The following is a 16,865-nucleotide window of genomic DNA, read 5'->3' as shown; positions in this document are numbered from 1 at the left end:
CAGCAGGCCGTCTCAGCATGCGGTCCAGGTGACCCAGCCCTGGCCTCGGGCGGTGACCTTCCAGCCCGCCGGGGGCGCGCCCGCCTCCGGCGCGGCCACGACCGTGCACAGGCCCTCGGGCAGAGGGCCCTCGGCCGGTCTGACGCGTTCGACCGCGGTCCAGTGCACCCGGTGGATCAGATGCACCCAGATGTTCCACTTCACCCGGGTGTCGAGGCCGACGCGGCCGTGCGTGAGCCGGGGCAGGCCGTCGTTCCCGGCCGCCGGTGCCGACTTGGGCGCGAGGTCAGCCGCGAAGGCCACGTTGGGCACGGCCAGCGCGAAGGCCAGCACGAGCGCGCCCGCCGTCCTCGTGTGAGTCACCCCCTTCTCACGGACCTGCTCCTTCTCCCGGATCAGCCCCTTTGTGCGGACCAGTGCCGCGGCGGTGATCGCGGCCAGCAGGACGAGCGCCGCGAGCGAGGCACCCACCGGGTCGAACCGGTCGCGTACACCGCTGAGGAAGGCGGTCTCGGGGAAGTCGAAGGCGATGTAGTGGTAGCGGGTCAGCCGGTCGCCCGCGTACCAGGCGGCCAGCCCGCCGGACAGCGCCAGCAGCCCCGCCGCCGCCGACGCGCCCGCCAGGGCCGCCCGCCGCCGTGAGCGCAGCAGCGCCGCCAGCCCCACGAGCGTCCACGCCACCGCCACGCAGGCCAGGTAGCGCCCGTAGGCGTAGTTGCCGACCCGGTGCTCGTCGGGCAGGGCCGCCGACGACGCGTACGCGATCCCCAGGGTGAGCGCCAGCGCCACCCCCGCCGCCACACGGTACGGCGAGCCCCTGCGCACCAGCACCACCAGCGCCGCCACGATGCCGACCCCGGCCATGCCCCAGGTGGCCGTGACCAGGTACCAGATCTGCCCGGCCGCCCCGGCCAGCGACCGCGCCTGCCCCTCCAGGCTGGTCATCCGCTCCAGCGCCAGCCCGGACAGGTCCTTGGCGCCGCCGGGATACAGGGCGGCCTTGAGCCGGGCGTTGACCAGCATCCCCGCGCCCCCGGCGGCCGCGGCGGCCCCCAGCGCCCAGAGCCCGGCCCGCCGCGGCGCCCGCCGCCAGGCCAGCACGCTCAGCACACACACCACGAATACCCCGAACAGGATCGCGCCGCGCATGTGCATGGCCAGAGCGAGCCCGGACAGCGCCCCCGCCACCACCCCGGGCACCACGCTCCGGCGGGTCACCAGGTCGTGGAGGGCGACCAGCCAGCCCAGCACCAGCGTCGGCAGCACCGCGTCCACCAGCGCCAGCCCGGAGAACACCAGCAGCGACGGCGCCAGCCCGGCCACGAACGCCAGTGTCAGCGCCGCCCGCCGCCCGAGCGCCAGCCGCCGCAGCACCAGGTACGCCAGCGGGAACGCCGAGGCGGAGACCACCGCCCCGAGCCCCGACACCAGCCGGTAGACGGTGGCCGGGTCGGTGCTCAGCCAGGAGAGGGGCGCCAGCAGCAGCGGGTAGCCGCCCTGGTAGAAGGTGCTGCCGGAGTAGTCGCCGCCGGGCCCCCCGGCCAGCCAGCGGGCGGCCAGCAGGTAGCCGATCTCGTCGGGGTTGGCCACGGGCCCCGCGTGGTAGCGGAACAACCACAGCCGCAGCAGCAGGTGGGCGAGCCAGCCGCCGGCCAGCGACCACAGCAGGCGCGCGGGACGAGAACGGGATACGGGCGCCGGTCCGGCGACCGGGCGATCGATGACTGACGTCTGCATAGTGCGGCGATTCCATCGATCACCGCCTAACCCGCCCGTTACCCCATCCGGTTATGCGGGCGTTATGCCTGTCCCGAGATCATGTCCATGAGCCGAGCGGAGATCTTCTCGCCGTCGGCGCGGAAGCCGTTGTGCTCGTACTCGTTGGTCACCCAGGTGCGGACGTTGCCCACGTGGGCCGCGGTCTCCAGCGACAGCCGAGCGTCCACGTACATGTCGTCGTGGTAGACCACCGCGGCCACCGGCACCTGGTTGCCGGCCAGGCGGTCCGGGTCGTAGAGCGGGCCCAGGGTGGCGTCGGCGGCCAGCGCGTGCGCGGCTTCCCGGTAGGGGCGCAGGGCGCGGATCTCGTCGAACATCCACGGGTAGGTCATCTCGCCGGTGAACGTGCCGGGCTCGTCGAGCTCCTTGGGGCGCAGCCGTTCCGCCGACCAGTCGGTGGCGGCGCCCTGGGCGTAGCAGGGCTCGTGCATGAGGGCGTACAGGGGGGCGCCGATGAAGCCGGTCGCGGCCATGACGCCGTAGAGGAAGGTGTCCGACAGGCGGTCGCCCGCCCACGCCTCGTCCAGCAGCCAGTGCACGCTCTCGAATCCGTCGCTCATGCCGAACTGCATGCCGAGCATCTGGAAGCGGCGGTGGGTGAGCACGTCGCCGTCGGGCAGCACGACCTCGTTGGCCAGCAGGTGGTGCGCGACGCGCTCGACCACGGCGGCGTCCTCGGGGTAGCGCCGGTAGTACGCGGCGGTCTTCTCCACGACCCTCGGGTAGGTGCGGGCGTAGACGTCGTCGGCGGTGGCCGTGAGGCCGGGCAGGCCGCCGGTGACGTGGCAGGCCTTGAGGCCCTCGGGGGCCAGCGACAGGTACGTCATGGTGAGGAAGCCGCCGTAGCTCTGGCCCCAGGTCTCCCACCGTTCGACGCCGAGCGCCTTCCTGATGTGCTCGCAGTCGCGCACGATCGAGTCGGCGCGGAAGTGGCGGTAGTAATCGGCGCCGGCGGGCTGGGCGGGGGTGCTCCTGCCGGTTCCGCGCTGGTCGAGCAGGAGCACGCGGTGGGTCTTCAGGATGTGGCGGAAGTGGGCCTTGCCGAACAGGCGGGGGGACTTTCCGCCGGGGCCGCCCTGCAGGAACACCGCCCACGGCAGGTCGTCGCCGGCCTTGGGCGGGTCGGCGATCTCACGGGCGAAGACCTGGATGGCGGGGCCGCCCGGGTCGTCGTGGTCGAGCGGAACGGTGAACTCATGGTCGACGGCGGTCAGGCCGGGCATCGTCACTCTCACCCCGCAACCCTAGCCAGCCCACGTATCTCGGCCGTTCCCGGGCATGTGCCGCGAAGATCTCCGCGGCCAGCCGCCGTACCTCGCCTGACCGCTCGGCCACCGGGCCGTCCGGATGCCACACGAGCAGGTGGCGCATCGTGAGCGGCGTCCCGGCCAGCGGCCTGATCACCAGCCCGGGGCTTTCGGCGAACGTGGCGCGGCAGGGCGCGACCGCGCCGCCCGCGGTGACCATCTCCCTGATCACCCAGCCGTCCGAGGCCTTGTGCGGGGTACGCGGCGCGAACCCGGCGCGTACACAGGCCAGCAGGAAGCACTCGGGCCAGCCGCCGCCGTCCGGCGGCGCCAGCACGAACGACTCCCCCGCCAGCTCGGCGAGGTCGATCTCCTCGCGTACGGCCAGCCGGTGCCGCTCCGGCAGCGCGATGAAGACCGGCTCCTCGGCGATCACCTCGCAGCGCAGCGGGGTCGGCGGGCGCAGCTCGTGCTCGCGGTAGTCGGCCACGACCGCGGCGTCCAGGCGTCCGGCGGCGACCAGGTCGCACAGCAGCCGGGGCGAGTCGTCGGTGAATGAGCTGACCTGGTCGCCCAGCCGTTCGATGAGGCCGGGCAGGATCGGGCCGGCGACGCCGCCCAGCCGTACCTCTCCTTGGGGGTGTGCGGCGGCGCCGCGGACGAGCTCGTCCATGCCCATGAGCAGCAGCCGCGAGCGCTCCAGCACGTACTCGCCGAGCGCGGTGGGTTCCACGCCCTGCCTGCCGCGCGCGAACAGCTGGCCGCCGAGCGCCCGCTCGATGCGCTGGAGCTGCGCGGTGAGCGCGGGCTGCGAGGTGCCGAGCGCGGCGGCGGCCTTGGTCAGGCTGCCCGCGTCGGCGATGGCGCAGACGGTCCGCAGGTGGCGTAGTTCCAGGCTCATGGCGTCACTCGGTGAAGTCGGCGGCGCCGAGGCGGCGGCGGTTCACCTCCAGGCGCAGGACGTCCGGCCGGTTGTAGTGGCCGGCCGGGTCGAAAGCCTGGCGTTCGCCGCGCACGACGGCGGGGTCGATGTCGGCGACGACCAGGCGTTCCTCGCCGGAGACCGGCTCGACGATCCACTCGCCGTCGGGTCCGGCGATGGCCGAGCCGCCGTCGGCGCGCGAGCCGAGGTCCTTCAGCGCCTCGTGGAACGGGAAGTCGGCGGGCACGTCTGCATAGGAGAACAGGGCGCCGGCGGCCAGCGAGTAGACGCGGCCCTCGCGGGCGACGAAGCGGGTGATGTCCTTGGTCAGGCTCGTGGATCCGGGCCAGACGGAGACGTGCAGGTCGATGCCCTGGGCGTAGAGGGCCTGCCGGGCGGTGGGCATCCAGTTCTCCCAGCAGTTGAGGCCGCTGACCCTGATGTCCTTGTACGCGTGGGCGCGCAGGCCGTGTCCGTCACCGATGCCCCACACGAGGCGTTCCTCGAAGGTGGGCATGAGCTTGCGATGGGCGGAGACGACGCCGTGGTCGGGCGAGATGGCGACCAGCGTGCAGTAGACGGTGCCGACGGACCGCTCGGTGATGCCGAGGTAGGTGAAGACGCCGAGGTCGCGCACGGCCTCCGTGATCGTGGCCAGCTCGGGCCCGTTCAGCTCGACGGCGGCGTCCAGGTAGTAGGCGTAGGCCCGCTTCTGGTCGGCGTTGCCGAACTGCGCGCCGTTGGTCTTGTCCACCCAGAACGGATAGCCGGACAGGAACGTCTCGGGGAAGGCGACCAGCTCGATTTCACCGGCGCGCGCCTGCTTGAGAACGTCGAGGACCTTGGTCGTGCCGGCCTGGGGGTCGAGCCAGGGGCAGCGGGCCTGGGCGGCGGCGATTCGCATGGCGTGATCCTATAGCTCCTGATACGCTACCCAAGCGAGCGCTTGGTTCACCGTGAGGGGCTGACGCATGAGGTTCTCGACCTTCCACCTTTTCCACCGGTTCGACGGCCAGAGCTTCAAGGACGTCTACGACTACCACCTGGAGCTCATCGAACTGGCCGAAGAACTGGGCTTCGACGGGGTACGGCTGGCCGAGCACCACTTCCGCGACTACGGTGTCGTGCCGAACCTGTTCACGCTGCTGGCCCACGCCGCCGCCCGCACCACGCGGATCAGGCTCGGCACCGGCATCGTCGTGCTGCCCCTGCACAACCCGATCCACGTGGCCGAGGAGGCCGCGCTCGTGGACGTGCTCTCCGGCGGCCGGCTCGACCTGGGCATCGGGCGCGGCTACCAGAGCTTCGAGTTCGAGGGCTTCGGCATCGACCTGGCCGAGGCGCGCGACCGCTTCAACGAGGCGCTGGAGGTCGTGCTCGGCCTCTGGACCTCCGCCGAGTTCCGGCACGAGGGCAAGTTCTACAAGACCGGGGCCGAGGTCACGCTCACCCCGCGCCCGTTGCAGAGCCCGCACCCGCCGATCCACGTGGCCGCCGTCTCCCCCGAGACCGTCACCATGTACGCCGAGCGCGGGCTGCCCATCCTGGCCGACCCCGCCGCGACGTTCAGGAAGGTCGCGAGCGCGGCCGAGCGCTGGCGCGAGACCGCCCGCCAGGCGGGCCACGCCGGGGACGCCGACCTGGTGGTGGCGCGCAGCGTCTACGTCGCGCCGACGGTCGAGCGGGCCCGCGCGGACCAGGCCCGCTTCGAGGCCGCCTTCGACCGCTCACGCATCTTCAACGAGAAGAGCGCGCCGATCGACCCCAGGACCGGCAAGGCCGCCCAGGGCTTCGAGTACTACCAGGACCGCTACCTCAAGGGCGGCGAGGTCTCCAACGACTTCCGCTGGGAGCAGCTGGAGGTGATCGGCGACCCGGCCCGGGTGATCGAGCAGATCACGCTGCTGCGCGACGCCGGCTTCTCGAACCTGCTGTGCGACTTCGGCAGCACCCGGCCGTTGCCGCTGGAGGAGATGAAGCAGGTGATGCGGTTCTTCGCCGCCGAGGTCATGCCCGCCTTCCGCTGATATTTCATGAGGCCTCACCCCCACCAGGAGGCGCGATGATCCACAACCTGACCCTCTCCGACGTCCTGTCCGAGCACGCGCGCAGCCGTCCCGGGACCACCGCGGTGGTCGACGGCGAACTGCGGCTGACCTACCCTCACCTGGACGCGCGGGTGTCCCGGCTGGCCGGCGCCCTGGCCGGGCGCGGGGTGGCGGCGGGGGACCGGGTGCTGTGGCTGGGACAGAACTCGCACGCCATCCTGGAACTGCTGCTGGCCTGCTCCCGCCTGGGCGCCGTCTTCTGCCCGGCCAACTGGCGGCAGTCGGCCGGCGAACTGCGCTTCGTCCTGTCCGACCTCTCGCCGAAGGTCGTGGTGTGGGAGCGCTCCGACACCACCGCCGCCCTGGTGCCCGGCTCCGGCCTGGCCGAGGTCGACACGCCCGCGTCGTGGGTGCGGGCGGGCGAGGAGTACGAGGAGTTCCTGGCCTCGGGGGAAGCGCACGACTTCCCGCCGGTCGAGGACACCGTGCCGGTGCTGGCCCTGTACACGGCCGCGTTCGACGGACGGCCGAACGCCGCGTTGCTGAGCAGCGCCGCGCTGGTGGCGCACAGCGCCTCCCTGCTCGTGGTCCGCCAGATGGAGCCCGGCTTCACCTTCCTGGACAACGGGCCGCTGTTCCACGTGGGCACGATGATGTTCTGCCTGGCCACGTTACAGATCGGGGGCACGAACGTGCTCATGCCGGCGTTCGACGCCGAGGAGCTGTGCCGGCTGGTAGACGCGGAGAAGGTCACGCAGGCGTTCCTGTTCGGGCAGATGATCGACGCCGTGGCGGCGGCCAACGCGGGCGGCAAGTACGACCTGTCCTCGCTGCGCTTCATCTCCCACTCGGCCGAGTGGGACGAGATGACCACCGTGGACGACTCGCCGTGGTGCCGCTCCAAGATGGGCGGGTACGGGCAGACGGAGGTGGGCGGCATGCTGACCTTCCTGGGCCTGGCGCCGGGCGCGGCGGGTTTCGCGGGCCGCCCCTCGCCGATGGTCCAGGTCCGCATTCTGGCCCCCGACGGTACGGAGCTGCCGCCGGGTGAGGTGGGCGAGATCTGCGCCCGCGGCAAGAGCCTCTTTTCCGGATATTTCGCCCGGCCGGAGCTAAATGCCGCCAAGTCGGTGTACGGCTGGCACCACACCGGCGACCTGGGCCGGCGCGAACCCGACGGCACCATCACCTTCATCGGCCCCAAGCTCCGGATGATCAAGTCGGGCGCCGAGAACATCTACCCCGCCGAGGTCGAGCGGGCGCTCAAGGCGCACCCCGCCGTGGCCGACGCCGCCGTCGTCGGGGTGCCCGACGAGCGCTGGCACCAGGCCGTCAAGGCGGTCGTGGTGGCCAGGTCCGGGCAGACGGCCACGGCGGAGGACCTGATCGAGCACGTCAGGACCACCCTGGCGAGCTACAAGAAGCCGCGCGAGGTGGTCTTCGCCGAGGAGATCCCGAAGAAGGGATTCACACCCGACTACGACGCCCTCGACGAGCGCTACGGCGGCGGCAACTACCCCGGCGTGTAGTCCAGCGGGAGACCGGCGGCGAGGTGGGCCAGTGCCCGGTCGATCTCGGCCGGGCCGTCCATGTCCGGGTCCTTGGCCCAGTCGAACCAGACGCTCACGACGACGCCGACGATCGCGCCGGTGATGTTGCGCGTCTCCGGATCGCCGGCCGGACGGCCGGAGCGGCGCGCCAGCATCTCCTGGATGGTGCCGATCGCCCCGCTGACGTTCTCCAAGCTCGCCGTCCACAGCTCGGGCACGGTCAGCATGAGCTTCTCGCGTTCGAGCCCTTCGGCGACCTCCTCCTCGCTCTGCGCGGCGAAGATGGCCCGCATGGCCTGACGCATGGCCTCGACCGGGTGCAGGTCGCCGGGCAGCGCGTCCAGCGCCTGCACGAACGGCGGGAACTGGTCGAGCAGCACCAGGTCTTCCTTGGTGGCGAAGTAGCGGAAGACCGTGCTGGGCGCGACCTCGGCGGCCTCGGCGACCTGCTCGATCGTGGTGGCCGCGTACCCCTGCTCGCGGAACAGGCGTAGCGCCTCCTTCTGGATCAAGGCCTTCGTCCTGGCTTTCTTGCGCTCGCGCAGCCCGCTCATGATCCCCATTCTGCCGCTCCGCGACGTCTCCTACAAAATGGTGGTCAACTTTGAAATCGGAGTCTACTCTCGAAATTATGGAATTCCCGAAAACCTTCACGAACCGCCCCGAGCTGCCCATCACCCGCGTGGCGTCCTACGACGGCCACCCCGGCTGGCTGGTCACCCGGCACGCCACGGTCAGGCAGGTGCTGGCCGACCCGCGTTTCAGCGCCCGGCAGGAACTGCGGCGCCCGATGTTCCGGCCCGTGCGGGTCAACGGGCCCCGCGAGCCGGCCGCGCCCGGCTGGTTCTCCGCCATGGACGCGCCCGAGCACACCCGGTACCGGCGCCACCTGCACACCTGGTTCACCGCCCGCAACCTCAGGAAGCTCGAACCCCGGGTCACCGAGATCGCCCGCGAGCTCCTGGACGCCATGGACGACCCGGCCGACCTGGTCCGCGACTACGCGATGCCGCTTCCGTCCCGGGTCATCTGCGAGATCCTCGGCGTGCCGTACGCCGACCACGAGTTCTTCGAGGCCGAGACCGCGATCGTCGCCGCCTACGAGCCGGAGTCCGCCCAGGCCGCCATGATCCGGCTGACCGGCTACATCCGCGGGCTGGTCGAGCGCGGGCCGGCGGAGGGCGTCCTGGCCGAGCTGATCGAGAACGGCAGCGGCCTCACCCATGAGGAGCTCGCCAACATCGGCCTCGGCCTGCTGACCGCCGGGCACGAGACGACCGCGCACATGATCTCGCTCGGCGTGCTCGCGCTGATGGAGCATCCCGGCCAGCTCGCCGCGCTGGCCGCCGATCCGGAGCTGATGGACTCGGCCGTCGAGGAACTGCTGCGCTACCTGTCGATCCTGCACCTGGGCGCGCCCAACCGGGTCGCGCTGGAGGACGTGGAGCTCGACGGCGTCATGGTCCGGGCGGGCGAGACGGTGACCGTGAGCCTGCCCGCCGCCAACCGCGACCCCGAGGTGTTCACCGGCCCCGAACGTCTCGACCTCGCCCGCCCCGAGGCGCGCGAGAACCTCGGCTTCGGCCACGGCGCCCACCTGTGCCTCGGCCACAACCTCGCCCGGATGGAGATGGCCGTGGCCTACCGGGAGCTGTTCGCGCGCCGGCCGGCGCTCCGGCTGGCCGTACCCTCCGAGCAGGTCGTGCTGCGGACGGACGCGGTGGTGTTCGGCGCGGTCAGCATCCCCGTGACCTGGTCCTAGAGGATCGCGAGCGGGTTGAGCGGGCTCGCGGTGCCGCCCTCCAGCCGCAGCGGCGCCGCCACGAAGACGAAGTCGGTACGGCCGGCCGCCGCGAGCTCCTCCAGCCACAACATCTCGACGAGATGGATGCCGTGGCGGTGCAGAAGGATCAGGTGGAGATCGTCCTCTAGTTCCTCGTCGGCGAGCTGACGTTCGTTCAGCCCGCCGATCGCCGCGTTGTCGCAGGCCACGACGGCCACGTCGCGCGCGGCCAGCCACCGCCCCGCATCGGCGGACAGGCCGGGCTGCCCCGACCAGTACTCCTCGGGCGAGCGCCCCCACACCAACGGCCACCCGGTACGGATCACCGCCACGTCACCGGGCGAGACGTCGGCGACGGCGGCCAGTTCCCCGGGCGTGATCCGGTGCCCGGCGGGAAGGTGCTCCACCCCCAGGTGACGCGGCACGTCGAAGAGCACGCCCTTCGCCACCACGCCGCCCACCTGGTCGATCCCGCACTTCTTGGCCCCGTAGGAGCGGACCTCGGCGGCCGGGTGCCCGTTGTACAGTTCCTCGCCCGACCACATGTGGCACAGCGCGTCCATGTGGGTGGTGGTGCCGTGCGCGGAGACGATCAGCGCGTCGTCGGCCATGCGCAGGCCCGCGCCGACCGGCCGGGCGCCCGCGGCGAAGTCGGCGCCGTCGATGGACATGTAGTGCTGCGGCAGCGGCCTGCCGCGCAGGTGGGGCCCGCGGCGTCCGATCGGGGCGGCCAGGCTGACCACCTGGCCGGTGACGGCGGCGCGCAGCGCGCTCAGGACGGCGGGGCCGTTCAGGAGGTTGAGAGTGCCGCGCTGATCGTCTGGGCCGAAGCGGCCCCAGTTGTTAGGCTCGGAAACCAAGTAAGCGCTTCCTTTCATGCGGAGGTCTGATGCACTGCGATCCCCGGTTCTCGCGGGTGCGCGAGGTGTTCGAGCGACAGTTCGCCGACGGCGAGGAACTTGGGGCGGCCTTCGCCGTCTATCTGGACGGCGAACTCGTCGTGGACCTGTGGGGCGGCGCCGCCGACCGCCACACGGGCCGCGCGTGGGAGGCGGACACACCCGTCTTCGCCTACTCCTGCACGAAGGCGCTGACCGCCGCCGTCGCGCTGAGCGTGGTCGACGACGTCACCGCGCCCGTCACCCGCTTCTGGCCGGAGTTCGCCACGCCGGAGACGACCGTGGAGCACCTGCTCACGCACCAGGCGGGCCTGCCGGTGATCGAGGACCCGGTCCCCGTGGAGTCGTTCGATGACCTGCCCGCCATCGCCGGCCGCCTCGCCCGCCAGCGGCCCCTCTGGCGGCCCGGCACCGCCCACGGCTACCACGCGCTGACCTACGGTTTCCTGGTCGGCGAGGTGGTACGCCGCGTGAGCGGCCGTTCGATCGGCTCCCTGGTGGCCTCGGAGATCGCCGGCCCGCACGCCCTGGACCTCTGGGTGGGCGCCCCGGACGACGTGATCGACCGCGCCGCCCGCCTCACCACCCGGCCCCCATCCGGTACGGCTCCCGCCACCGCGATGCCCCCCGACACCCCGGCGGCCCAGGCGGCCCTGGACCCGGACAGCCTCATGAACCGCGCGCTCGGCAACCCCGGCATGAACCTGCTCAAGGGCGGCGCCAACCACCCCGTCGTCCTGCGCGCCGGCTGGCCGGCGGCGGGCGTGGTCACCACCGCCAAGGCCCTGGCCGGCTTCTACCGGACCCTGATCGCCGGCGACCTCCTCCCCCTGGACCGCCTGAAGGACGCGCTGCGCCGCCGCGTGGAGGGACCGGACCGGGTGCTGCTCTTGGACAGCTCTTTCGGCCTCGGCTTCTCCCGCCCCTCGACGACCTTCCTCACCCCGCCCAAGGCGGTGGAGGCGTTCGGCCACGGCGGCCTGGGCGGCTCCCTCGGCCTCGGCGACCCGGCCCGCGGACTGGCCCTGGCCTACGTCATGAACCGCCTGGCCGGCAGCGTGACGGGCAACCTGCGCGCGTACCGGCTGACCGAGGCCGTCTACGCCTGCCTTTGACGGGTTCAATGCATGGTGATGCCGCCGCTCACCGAGAGCGTCTGCCCGGTGACGTAGGCGGCCCGATCGGTACACAGGTAGGCGACCAGCCCGGCCACGTCGGCCGGTTCGCCGAGGCGGCGGAGCGGGATGCTCTTGGCGATCTTCTCGACCAGGCCGGGCTTCTCCTCCGCCACCCGGCGCAGCATCGGGGTGTCCGTCGGCCCGGGACAGACCACGTTGGAGGTGACGTTGCCCCGCGCCGCCTCCCTGGCCAGCGTCTTGGCCAGTCCGAACAGGCCCGCCTTGGTGGCCGCGTACGCGCCCTCCCCGCCGGAACCGGCCCGCGCGCCGTCCGACGAGACGAACACCAGCCGCCCCCACTCCCGTTCGAGCATCCCCGGCAGCAGCAGCTTGGTGAGCAGCATGGGGGCGCGCAGGTTGACCAGCCACATGAGGTCCCAGGCGGCCGGATCGCTGTCGACGAACGGCTCCACGATCGACACCCCCGCGTTGTGCACGAGGATGTCCACCGCCCCCACCTCCGCGCAGAACTCGCCGACGGAACCGGCGTCGGCCAGGTCCACCCGGCGCGCCTCCGCCCGTCCCGGCCCCTCCGTCCAGGCGGTCCCCCCGGAGTCCACGACCCAGGGGAACGTGTGCGCCAGTTCGGCCGCCACCTTGTCCGCCGTCTCCTGCTGGACGTCGGCCACGACCACGTGCGCGCCGAGCGACACGAGATCCGCGCAGATGGCGGCTCCGATGGCCCCGGCCCCGCCGGTCACCACCGCCCGCCGTCCGTCCAGCCGCAGTCCTTCCATCTCCCTCACCTCTTCCGCTCAGGAGCACCGCCCCACGCCGCGACGAGGTCCGCGGCACTCACGCGCGTGGCCAGCAGTCCCAGTGTGTGCTTCAGTACGGCTGCCGCATAGTCGTCCGGCACCCCTGCCACCGCGTCCTTGACCACGCTCACGCGGTAGCCGAGGTTGACCGCCTCCAGGGCCAGGCCGGGGATGCCGAGGTTGAGCGACACCCCTGTCGCCACGACGGTGGTGACGCCGAGGGAGCGCAGCGTCATGTCGAGCGAGGTGCCGGTGAACGGCGAGAAGCCGTGGTGGCGCCGGTTCTCCAGGTCGCCGGGGGCCATCAGGCCGTCGAGGACCTCCACGGCCGCGGTGCCCTCCAGCATGTGCCCGGGATCGCGGAGCAGCCCGGCGATGAACGGGCAGTTGTCGGTGTGCGAGCCGGCCCGGTCGGGGCGGAAGGCGGCGGTGCAGTGGATGACGGGCATCCCGGCGGCCCGCGCGGCGTTCAAGACGGCCGTGGTGTTGGCGACGACGTCGTGTTTGTCGCAGGCGGCGACCAGTTCCGGAAATTTCGTGAGATCGCCGATGACACCGCGCTGCATCTCCATCACCAGCACAGCCGTTCCGCCCATCCAGACCTCCAGCCAAGCGCTTGCTTGTCCTGGAGCCTAGCATCACCCGCGCGAGGAAGGCCGGCCGAGCGGAGGAAGGTCAGTCGCGCGGCAGCTGGGAGGACGGGGCGTCCTCGTCGCCCACCACGCGCTTGATCGCCACCCACAGCCCATAGGGATGCCCCCGCACCGGCAAAGGTCCCGCGCCCGGATCCACCCGCAGTTCCTTCACCAGCGCGACGCACATCAGCATCATCACCACCACGAACGGCAGCGCGATGATGATCGTGGCCTGCTGCAGCCCGGTCAGGCCGCCGGAGATCAGCAGGACCACCGCCACCGCCCCGATCAGCACGCCCCACACGATCACCAGGGTGCGCGGCGGGTGCAGGGAGCCGCGGGTGGAGAGCGAGCCGAGCACGAGCGAGGCCGAGTCGGCGCCGCTGACGAAGTAGAGGGCGATGAGCACCACGGCCACGACGGTGGTGACGGCGGCCAGCGGCAGGTTGTTCAGCAGGGCGAACAGCGCGGCCTCCGAGCCCTTCGCGATGGCGGGGGCGAAGTCGGCGGTCCCGGCGCGCTGCATGGTCAGCGCGCTGCCGCCGCTCACGCAGAACCAGATGACACTGACCGCGCTCGGCACCAGCATGACGCCGACGATGAACTCGCGGATCGTGCGCCCGCGCGAGATGCGGGCGATGAACGCGCCGACGAACGGCGCCCACGACAGCCACCACGCCCAGTAGAAGATCGTCCAGGCGCCCAGCCACTCCTTGCTGGTGAACGCCCCGGTCCGCGTGGACATGGCGATGAGGTCGGACAGGTAGCCGCCGATCGAGGCGGGCACCAGGTCGAGGATGGCGACCGTGGGGCCGAAGACGAAGATGACGAGGGCCAGCACCAGCGCCAGGTACACGTTGACGGTGCTGAGCCACTGCACACCGCCGTGCACCCCGGTCGCCGCCGAGATCACGAAGCACAGGGTCAGCACGATGATGATGATCACCTCGGCGCGCCGGCCGCTGAAGTCGAAGAGCTCGTTGAGCCCGTACTCCACCTGGAGGGCGCCGAGTCCGAGGCTGGTGGCGGTGCCGAAGACGGTGGCGAGGATGGCCAGCAGGTCCAGGACCCGGCCGATGCCCTTGCGCCGGCCGAACAGCGGCTCGAACGCGGCGCTGAACTGGTTGCCCCGCCCCTTGCGGAAGGTCGAGTACGCCAGCGCGAGACCGGTGATCGCGTAGATGGCCCAGGGGTGCAGCGTCCAGTGGAACAGCGTGTACTCCATGGCCGTGCGCGCGGCGTCCGCGGTGCCCGTCTGGACGCCGATGCCGGGCGGCGGCTTGAAGTAGTGGGTCAGCGGCTCGGCGACGCCGTAGAACATGAGGCCGATGCCCATGCCGGCGGCGAACATCATCGCCATCCAGGCCAGCGTGGTGAACTCGGGGGTGTCGTCGTCGCGGCCGAGCCGTACCTTGCCATAGCGGCTGGCGGCGAGCACGAGCGCGAGCACCAGGAAGAAGTCGGCGGCCACCACGAACACCCAGCCGCAGTTGGTCAGGACCCAGCCCAGGGCGCTCGCGCCGACGGCGTTCAGCGACGCGGCGTTGACGGCGCCCCAGATCACGACGCCGAGCAGCAGAACCACGGCGATCGCGAACAACGGGACATCTGGCTTGTGCGTTCTCATTACGCAGCGTCATACCCCAATAACGGAGGGCGAAATATCGCGTCGCGTGACAACCGGAACCGTGGGTGAGACCGTCGAACCGGAGACGGCTGTGTTATGGGGGTTCGCTTTGGTCCCTGGTTACCGCGAAGTTCGCCAGCTCGGCGCCGGCCGCACCGGCCGTGTGTTCCTCGCCACCTACCAGGCCACCGGCGCCTATGTGGCGATCAAGTACCTCAACGCCACCCTGCGCAGGGACGACGAGTTCATGGCCCGCTTCCGCGCGGAGTCCCCCCGGCTCGTCGAGATCGACGATCCGAACGTGGTCACGTTCTACGAGTACGTGGAGACCGCCACCAGGGCCGCCGTGGTCATGGAGGTGGTCGACGGCGTCTCGCTGCGCACGCTGCTGACCGAGCACGGCCGCACCAGCCCCGAGGCGGCGCTCGTGCTGCTCAAGGGCACGCTGCTGGGGCTGGCAGCGGCCCACGAGAAGGGCGTGGCGCACCGGGACGTCAAGCCGGAGAACGTCCTCGTGCAGGCCGACGGCGCCGCCAAGCTGGCCGACTTCGGCGTCGTGGTGCACGCCGAGGAGCCCGGCGTGCCCGCGGGCAGCCCGCCGTACATGTCGCCGGAGCTCTGGACCCACGGTACGGCCGGCATCCCCGCCGACCTGTACGCCGCGGCCTGCGTGCTGTTCGAGTGCGTGAAGGGGCGGCCGCCGTTCCGGGCCGACGACATCGCGGCCCTGCGCGACAAGCACCTGGTGGAGCCGGTGCCGGTGGAGGTCGTCCCCGACACGCTGCGGGACCTGCTGCGGCGCGGGCTGGCCAAGGACCCGGCGGTGCGCTACGCCTCCGCCCGGCAGTTCGCGGCGGAGCTGGAGGAGGACGCGGTCGCCGGATACGGCCCCGGCTGGGAGCAGCGGGGCCGCCGCCACCTGGCCGAGCTGGCCACGCTGCTGGCGCTGCGCTTCCCGCTGGCCAAGCCGGACGCCGACGCCGCCCCGTCGGGCGCCCCGGAGGCGCGCCGCGAGCGCCGCAAGGTGAGCCTGCCCCGGCTGCCCCCGCACCTGTGGGTGGCGGGCGGAGCCGTGGCCGCGGTCCTGATCGGGCTCATGCTGTCGGGCGGACGGCTGCCGCCCGGCCCCGGCATGCTGCTCGTCCCCCCGGACGAGGCCCCGCAGGGGGTGGCGCAGAGTCCCGCGACCTCCGCCAGGAAGCCCGTCCCCTCGCGCTCCATTTCCCCGGCCTCCCCGAAGACCTCGCCGACCGGCCGGCCGGCGCGCACCGCCACTCGCGGCGTCAGCCCGCCCGGCGTGCCGACCGACGCGCCGCCGCCCAACCCGCCCGCGTCCACCCCGCCCGTATCCACCCCGCCCGCGTCCACGCCTCCGCCGGCGCCGACGTCCGCACCGGCGCCCACGCCGACCGGCCGTGGGCTGCCGGGCACCTCCGTGCGGTCGGCGAGCATCATGGGCTGGAGCGGGTCGGCCGGAGCGGTGCGGGTCGCGGCCTCCGGAGCCGGACCGGTACGCCTGACGGTCTCCTACACGCGGCGCGAGGACGGCGGGAGCTCCCGCGTCGTGCACAGGGAGACGACCACGCTCAGCGGGCAGACCTCCTACACCTCGGGCTTCACCCGCGACCTCGGTGACGTGGGCTGCGGTGAGCGCGCGTACTTCGGCGTGGTGGTCCTGACGACGCCCGCCGCCGCCAACGGACCGCAGGTGAGCGAGGTCGCCATGGACGGCCCGGCCTGCCCGTCGGCCTCGCCGTCGTCCTCCTCGCCCTCGCGCGGCGCCGCCTCGCCTCCTTCCGCTCCTCCCTCGGAGCCTTCTTCCCCGGAGTCTTCTTCCCCGCCGTCGGTTTCCGAGGCTCTTGTTGACCAACCAAGCGTGCGCTAGCTTGGCAAGCGATGAAGCATGCCACCGTCTGCACGTTCACCGTGGTGTACCGCTCGTTCGTGCCCGAGTTCCGGGGGCGCGAGCCGTACGTGCTGGCCTGGGTTGATCTGCCCGACGGGACCCGCGCGTTCGGCCAGGTGATCGACTGTCCGCCCGGCAGAGTGCGCGTCGGGATGCCCGTCCGGATGACCCTCGTCGACGACCTACCCCAGTGGAGGCCAGCGTGAAGCTCGGCAACGTGTTCATCCCCGTCAAGGACCTCGACGAGGCGATCGCCTTCTACGGGCTGCCGGTCAAGTTCCGCGACGGCGACCGCTTCGCCGCCCTCGACGGCGGCGGGGTCACGCTGGCACTCGCCGCTCCGGCCGAGCACGTCACCGACGCCTGCGCGCCGTCCTACAAGGTCGATGACGTACGGCGGGCCGTACGGGATCTGGAAGCCCGCGGCGCGACCGTCCTCGCGCCGCCCGCGGCCGGTCCCCACGAGATCAGGGCGGTCCTGCGCGACCCCTCGGGCAACGTCTTCGTGCTGTACACGTCCCTCTGAACCGGAG

Annotated in this window: 16 protein-coding genes; 7 read left to right on the top strand and 9 right to left on the bottom strand. The window is 72.1% G+C overall.

Annotated elements, in window-relative coordinates:
* Positions 1 to 12: 12 nt before the first annotated feature.
* The 4 genes from ACIBI5_RS18195 to ACIBI5_RS18180 all read right to left on the bottom strand — a co-directional run bounded on the left by ACIBI5_RS18195 (position 13) and on the right by ACIBI5_RS18180 (position 4,852).
* Positions 13 to 1,737 carry a hypothetical protein gene (locus ACIBI5_RS18195; RefSeq protein WP_397248117.1) on the bottom strand — a complete coding sequence of 575 codons (1,725 nt, stop codon included), beginning with the start codon at positions 1,735 to 1,737 and terminating at the stop codon, positions 13 to 15.
* 62 nt (positions 1,738 to 1,799) lie between these two features.
* On the bottom strand, positions 1,800 to 3,014 hold the full coding sequence (locus ACIBI5_RS18190) for an alpha/beta fold hydrolase (protein ID WP_397248115.1): 1,215 nt from the start codon (positions 3,012 to 3,014) through the stop codon (positions 1,800 to 1,802).
* Entirely contained in the window at positions 2,974 to 3,927 is a 954-nt protein-coding gene (locus ACIBI5_RS18185) for a LysR family transcriptional regulator (RefSeq protein ID WP_397248113.1), read from the bottom strand. The genes ACIBI5_RS18190 and ACIBI5_RS18185 overlap by 41 nt, the downstream gene beginning before the upstream one ends.
* Positions 3,928 to 3,931: 4 nt before the next feature.
* On the bottom strand, positions 3,932 to 4,852 hold the full coding sequence (locus tag ACIBI5_RS18180; RefSeq protein ID WP_397248111.1) for a carbon-nitrogen hydrolase family protein: 921 nt from the start codon (positions 4,850 to 4,852) through the stop codon (positions 3,932 to 3,934).
* Positions 4,853 to 4,919: 67 nt separating this feature from the next.
* Here ACIBI5_RS18180 and ACIBI5_RS18175 point away from each other — a divergent pair, with 67 nt between their 5' ends.
* Positions 4,920 to 5,975 carry an LLM class flavin-dependent oxidoreductase gene (locus ACIBI5_RS18175; protein ID WP_397248109.1) on the top strand — a complete coding sequence of 352 codons (1,056 nt, stop codon included), beginning with the start codon at positions 4,920 to 4,922 and terminating at the stop codon, positions 5,973 to 5,975.
* A 35-nt stretch (positions 5,976 to 6,010) separates the two neighbouring features.
* Positions 6,011 to 7,525: an AMP-binding protein gene (locus ACIBI5_RS18170; RefSeq protein ID WP_397248107.1), complete on the top strand. Its 1,515-nt coding sequence runs from the start codon at positions 6,011 to 6,013 to the stop codon at positions 7,523 to 7,525.
* On the opposite strand, the gene ACIBI5_RS18165 is transcribed toward ACIBI5_RS18170, so the two are convergent.
* Entirely contained in the window at positions 7,510 to 8,100 is a 591-nt protein-coding gene (locus tag ACIBI5_RS18165; protein ID WP_397248105.1) for a TetR/AcrR family transcriptional regulator, read from the bottom strand. The genes ACIBI5_RS18170 and ACIBI5_RS18165 overlap by 16 nt on opposite strands.
* Before the next feature lie 77 nt (positions 8,101 to 8,177).
* Between ACIBI5_RS18165 and ACIBI5_RS18160 the strand changes: the two genes are divergently transcribed.
* Entirely contained in the window at positions 8,178 to 9,308 is a 1,131-nt protein-coding gene (locus tag ACIBI5_RS18160) for a cytochrome P450 (protein WP_397248103.1), read from the top strand.
* On the opposite strand, the gene ACIBI5_RS18155 is transcribed toward ACIBI5_RS18160, so the two are convergent.
* On the bottom strand, positions 9,305 to 10,189 hold the full coding sequence (locus ACIBI5_RS18155; protein ID WP_397248101.1) for a cyclase family protein: 885 nt from the start codon (positions 10,187 to 10,189) through the stop codon (positions 9,305 to 9,307). The two genes, ACIBI5_RS18160 and ACIBI5_RS18155, sit on opposite strands and share 4 nt — an antisense overlap.
* Before the next feature lie 29 nt (positions 10,190 to 10,218).
* Here ACIBI5_RS18155 and ACIBI5_RS18150 point away from each other — a divergent pair, with 29 nt between their 5' ends.
* On the top strand, positions 10,219 to 11,343 hold the full coding sequence (locus tag ACIBI5_RS18150; RefSeq protein WP_397248099.1) for a serine hydrolase domain-containing protein: 1,125 nt from the start codon (positions 10,219 to 10,221) through the stop codon (positions 11,341 to 11,343).
* A gap of 5 nt (positions 11,344 to 11,348) precedes the next feature.
* Here ACIBI5_RS18150 and ACIBI5_RS18145 read toward each other — a convergent pair whose 3' ends face one another.
* The 3 genes from ACIBI5_RS18145 to ACIBI5_RS18135 form a co-directional block, all read right to left on the bottom strand.
* The gene (locus tag ACIBI5_RS18145; protein WP_397248097.1) at positions 11,349 to 12,143 is read right to left on the bottom strand and encodes an SDR family NAD(P)-dependent oxidoreductase; all 795 of its coding nucleotides are present in this window, start codon (positions 12,141 to 12,143) and stop codon (positions 11,349 to 11,351) included.
* 5 nt (positions 12,144 to 12,148) lie between these two features.
* Positions 12,149 to 12,760: an isochorismatase family cysteine hydrolase gene (locus tag ACIBI5_RS18140; protein WP_397248095.1), complete on the bottom strand. Its 612-nt coding sequence runs from the start codon at positions 12,758 to 12,760 to the stop codon at positions 12,149 to 12,151.
* 79 nt (positions 12,761 to 12,839) lie between these two features.
* On the bottom strand, positions 12,840 to 14,426 hold the full coding sequence (locus ACIBI5_RS18135) for a BCCT family transporter (RefSeq protein ID WP_397248093.1): 1,587 nt from the start codon (positions 14,424 to 14,426) through the stop codon (positions 12,840 to 12,842).
* A 109-nt stretch (positions 14,427 to 14,535) separates the two neighbouring features.
* On the opposite strand from ACIBI5_RS18135, the gene ACIBI5_RS18130 reads away from it, so the two are divergent.
* Genes ACIBI5_RS18130 through ACIBI5_RS18120 form a run of 3 tightly spaced genes read left to right on the top strand, consistent with a single transcriptional unit; the run spans position 14,536 to position 16,858 of the window.
* On the top strand, positions 14,536 to 16,311 hold the full coding sequence (locus ACIBI5_RS18130) for a serine/threonine-protein kinase (protein WP_397248091.1): 1,776 nt from the start codon (positions 14,536 to 14,538) through the stop codon (positions 16,309 to 16,311).
* Between the two features lie 11 nt (positions 16,312 to 16,322).
* The gene (locus ACIBI5_RS18125; protein ID WP_397248089.1) at positions 16,323 to 16,538 is read left to right on the top strand and encodes a Zn-ribbon domain-containing OB-fold protein; all 216 of its coding nucleotides are present in this window, start codon (positions 16,323 to 16,325) and stop codon (positions 16,536 to 16,538) included.
* The gene (locus ACIBI5_RS18120; RefSeq protein ID WP_379620627.1) at positions 16,535 to 16,858 is read left to right on the top strand and encodes a VOC family protein; all 324 of its coding nucleotides are present in this window, start codon (positions 16,535 to 16,537) and stop codon (positions 16,856 to 16,858) included. The genes ACIBI5_RS18125 and ACIBI5_RS18120 overlap by 4 nt, the downstream gene beginning before the upstream one ends.
* Positions 16,859 to 16,865 lie beyond the last annotated feature (7 nt).

The organism is Nonomuraea sp. NPDC050540 (assembly GCF_044457485.1).
Lineage (GTDB): Bacteria > Actinomycetota > Actinomycetes > Streptosporangiales > Streptosporangiaceae > Nonomuraea.
The sequence above is the reverse complement of the archived record's forward strand: the minus strand, read 5'-3'. Positions and strand labels throughout refer to the sequence as shown.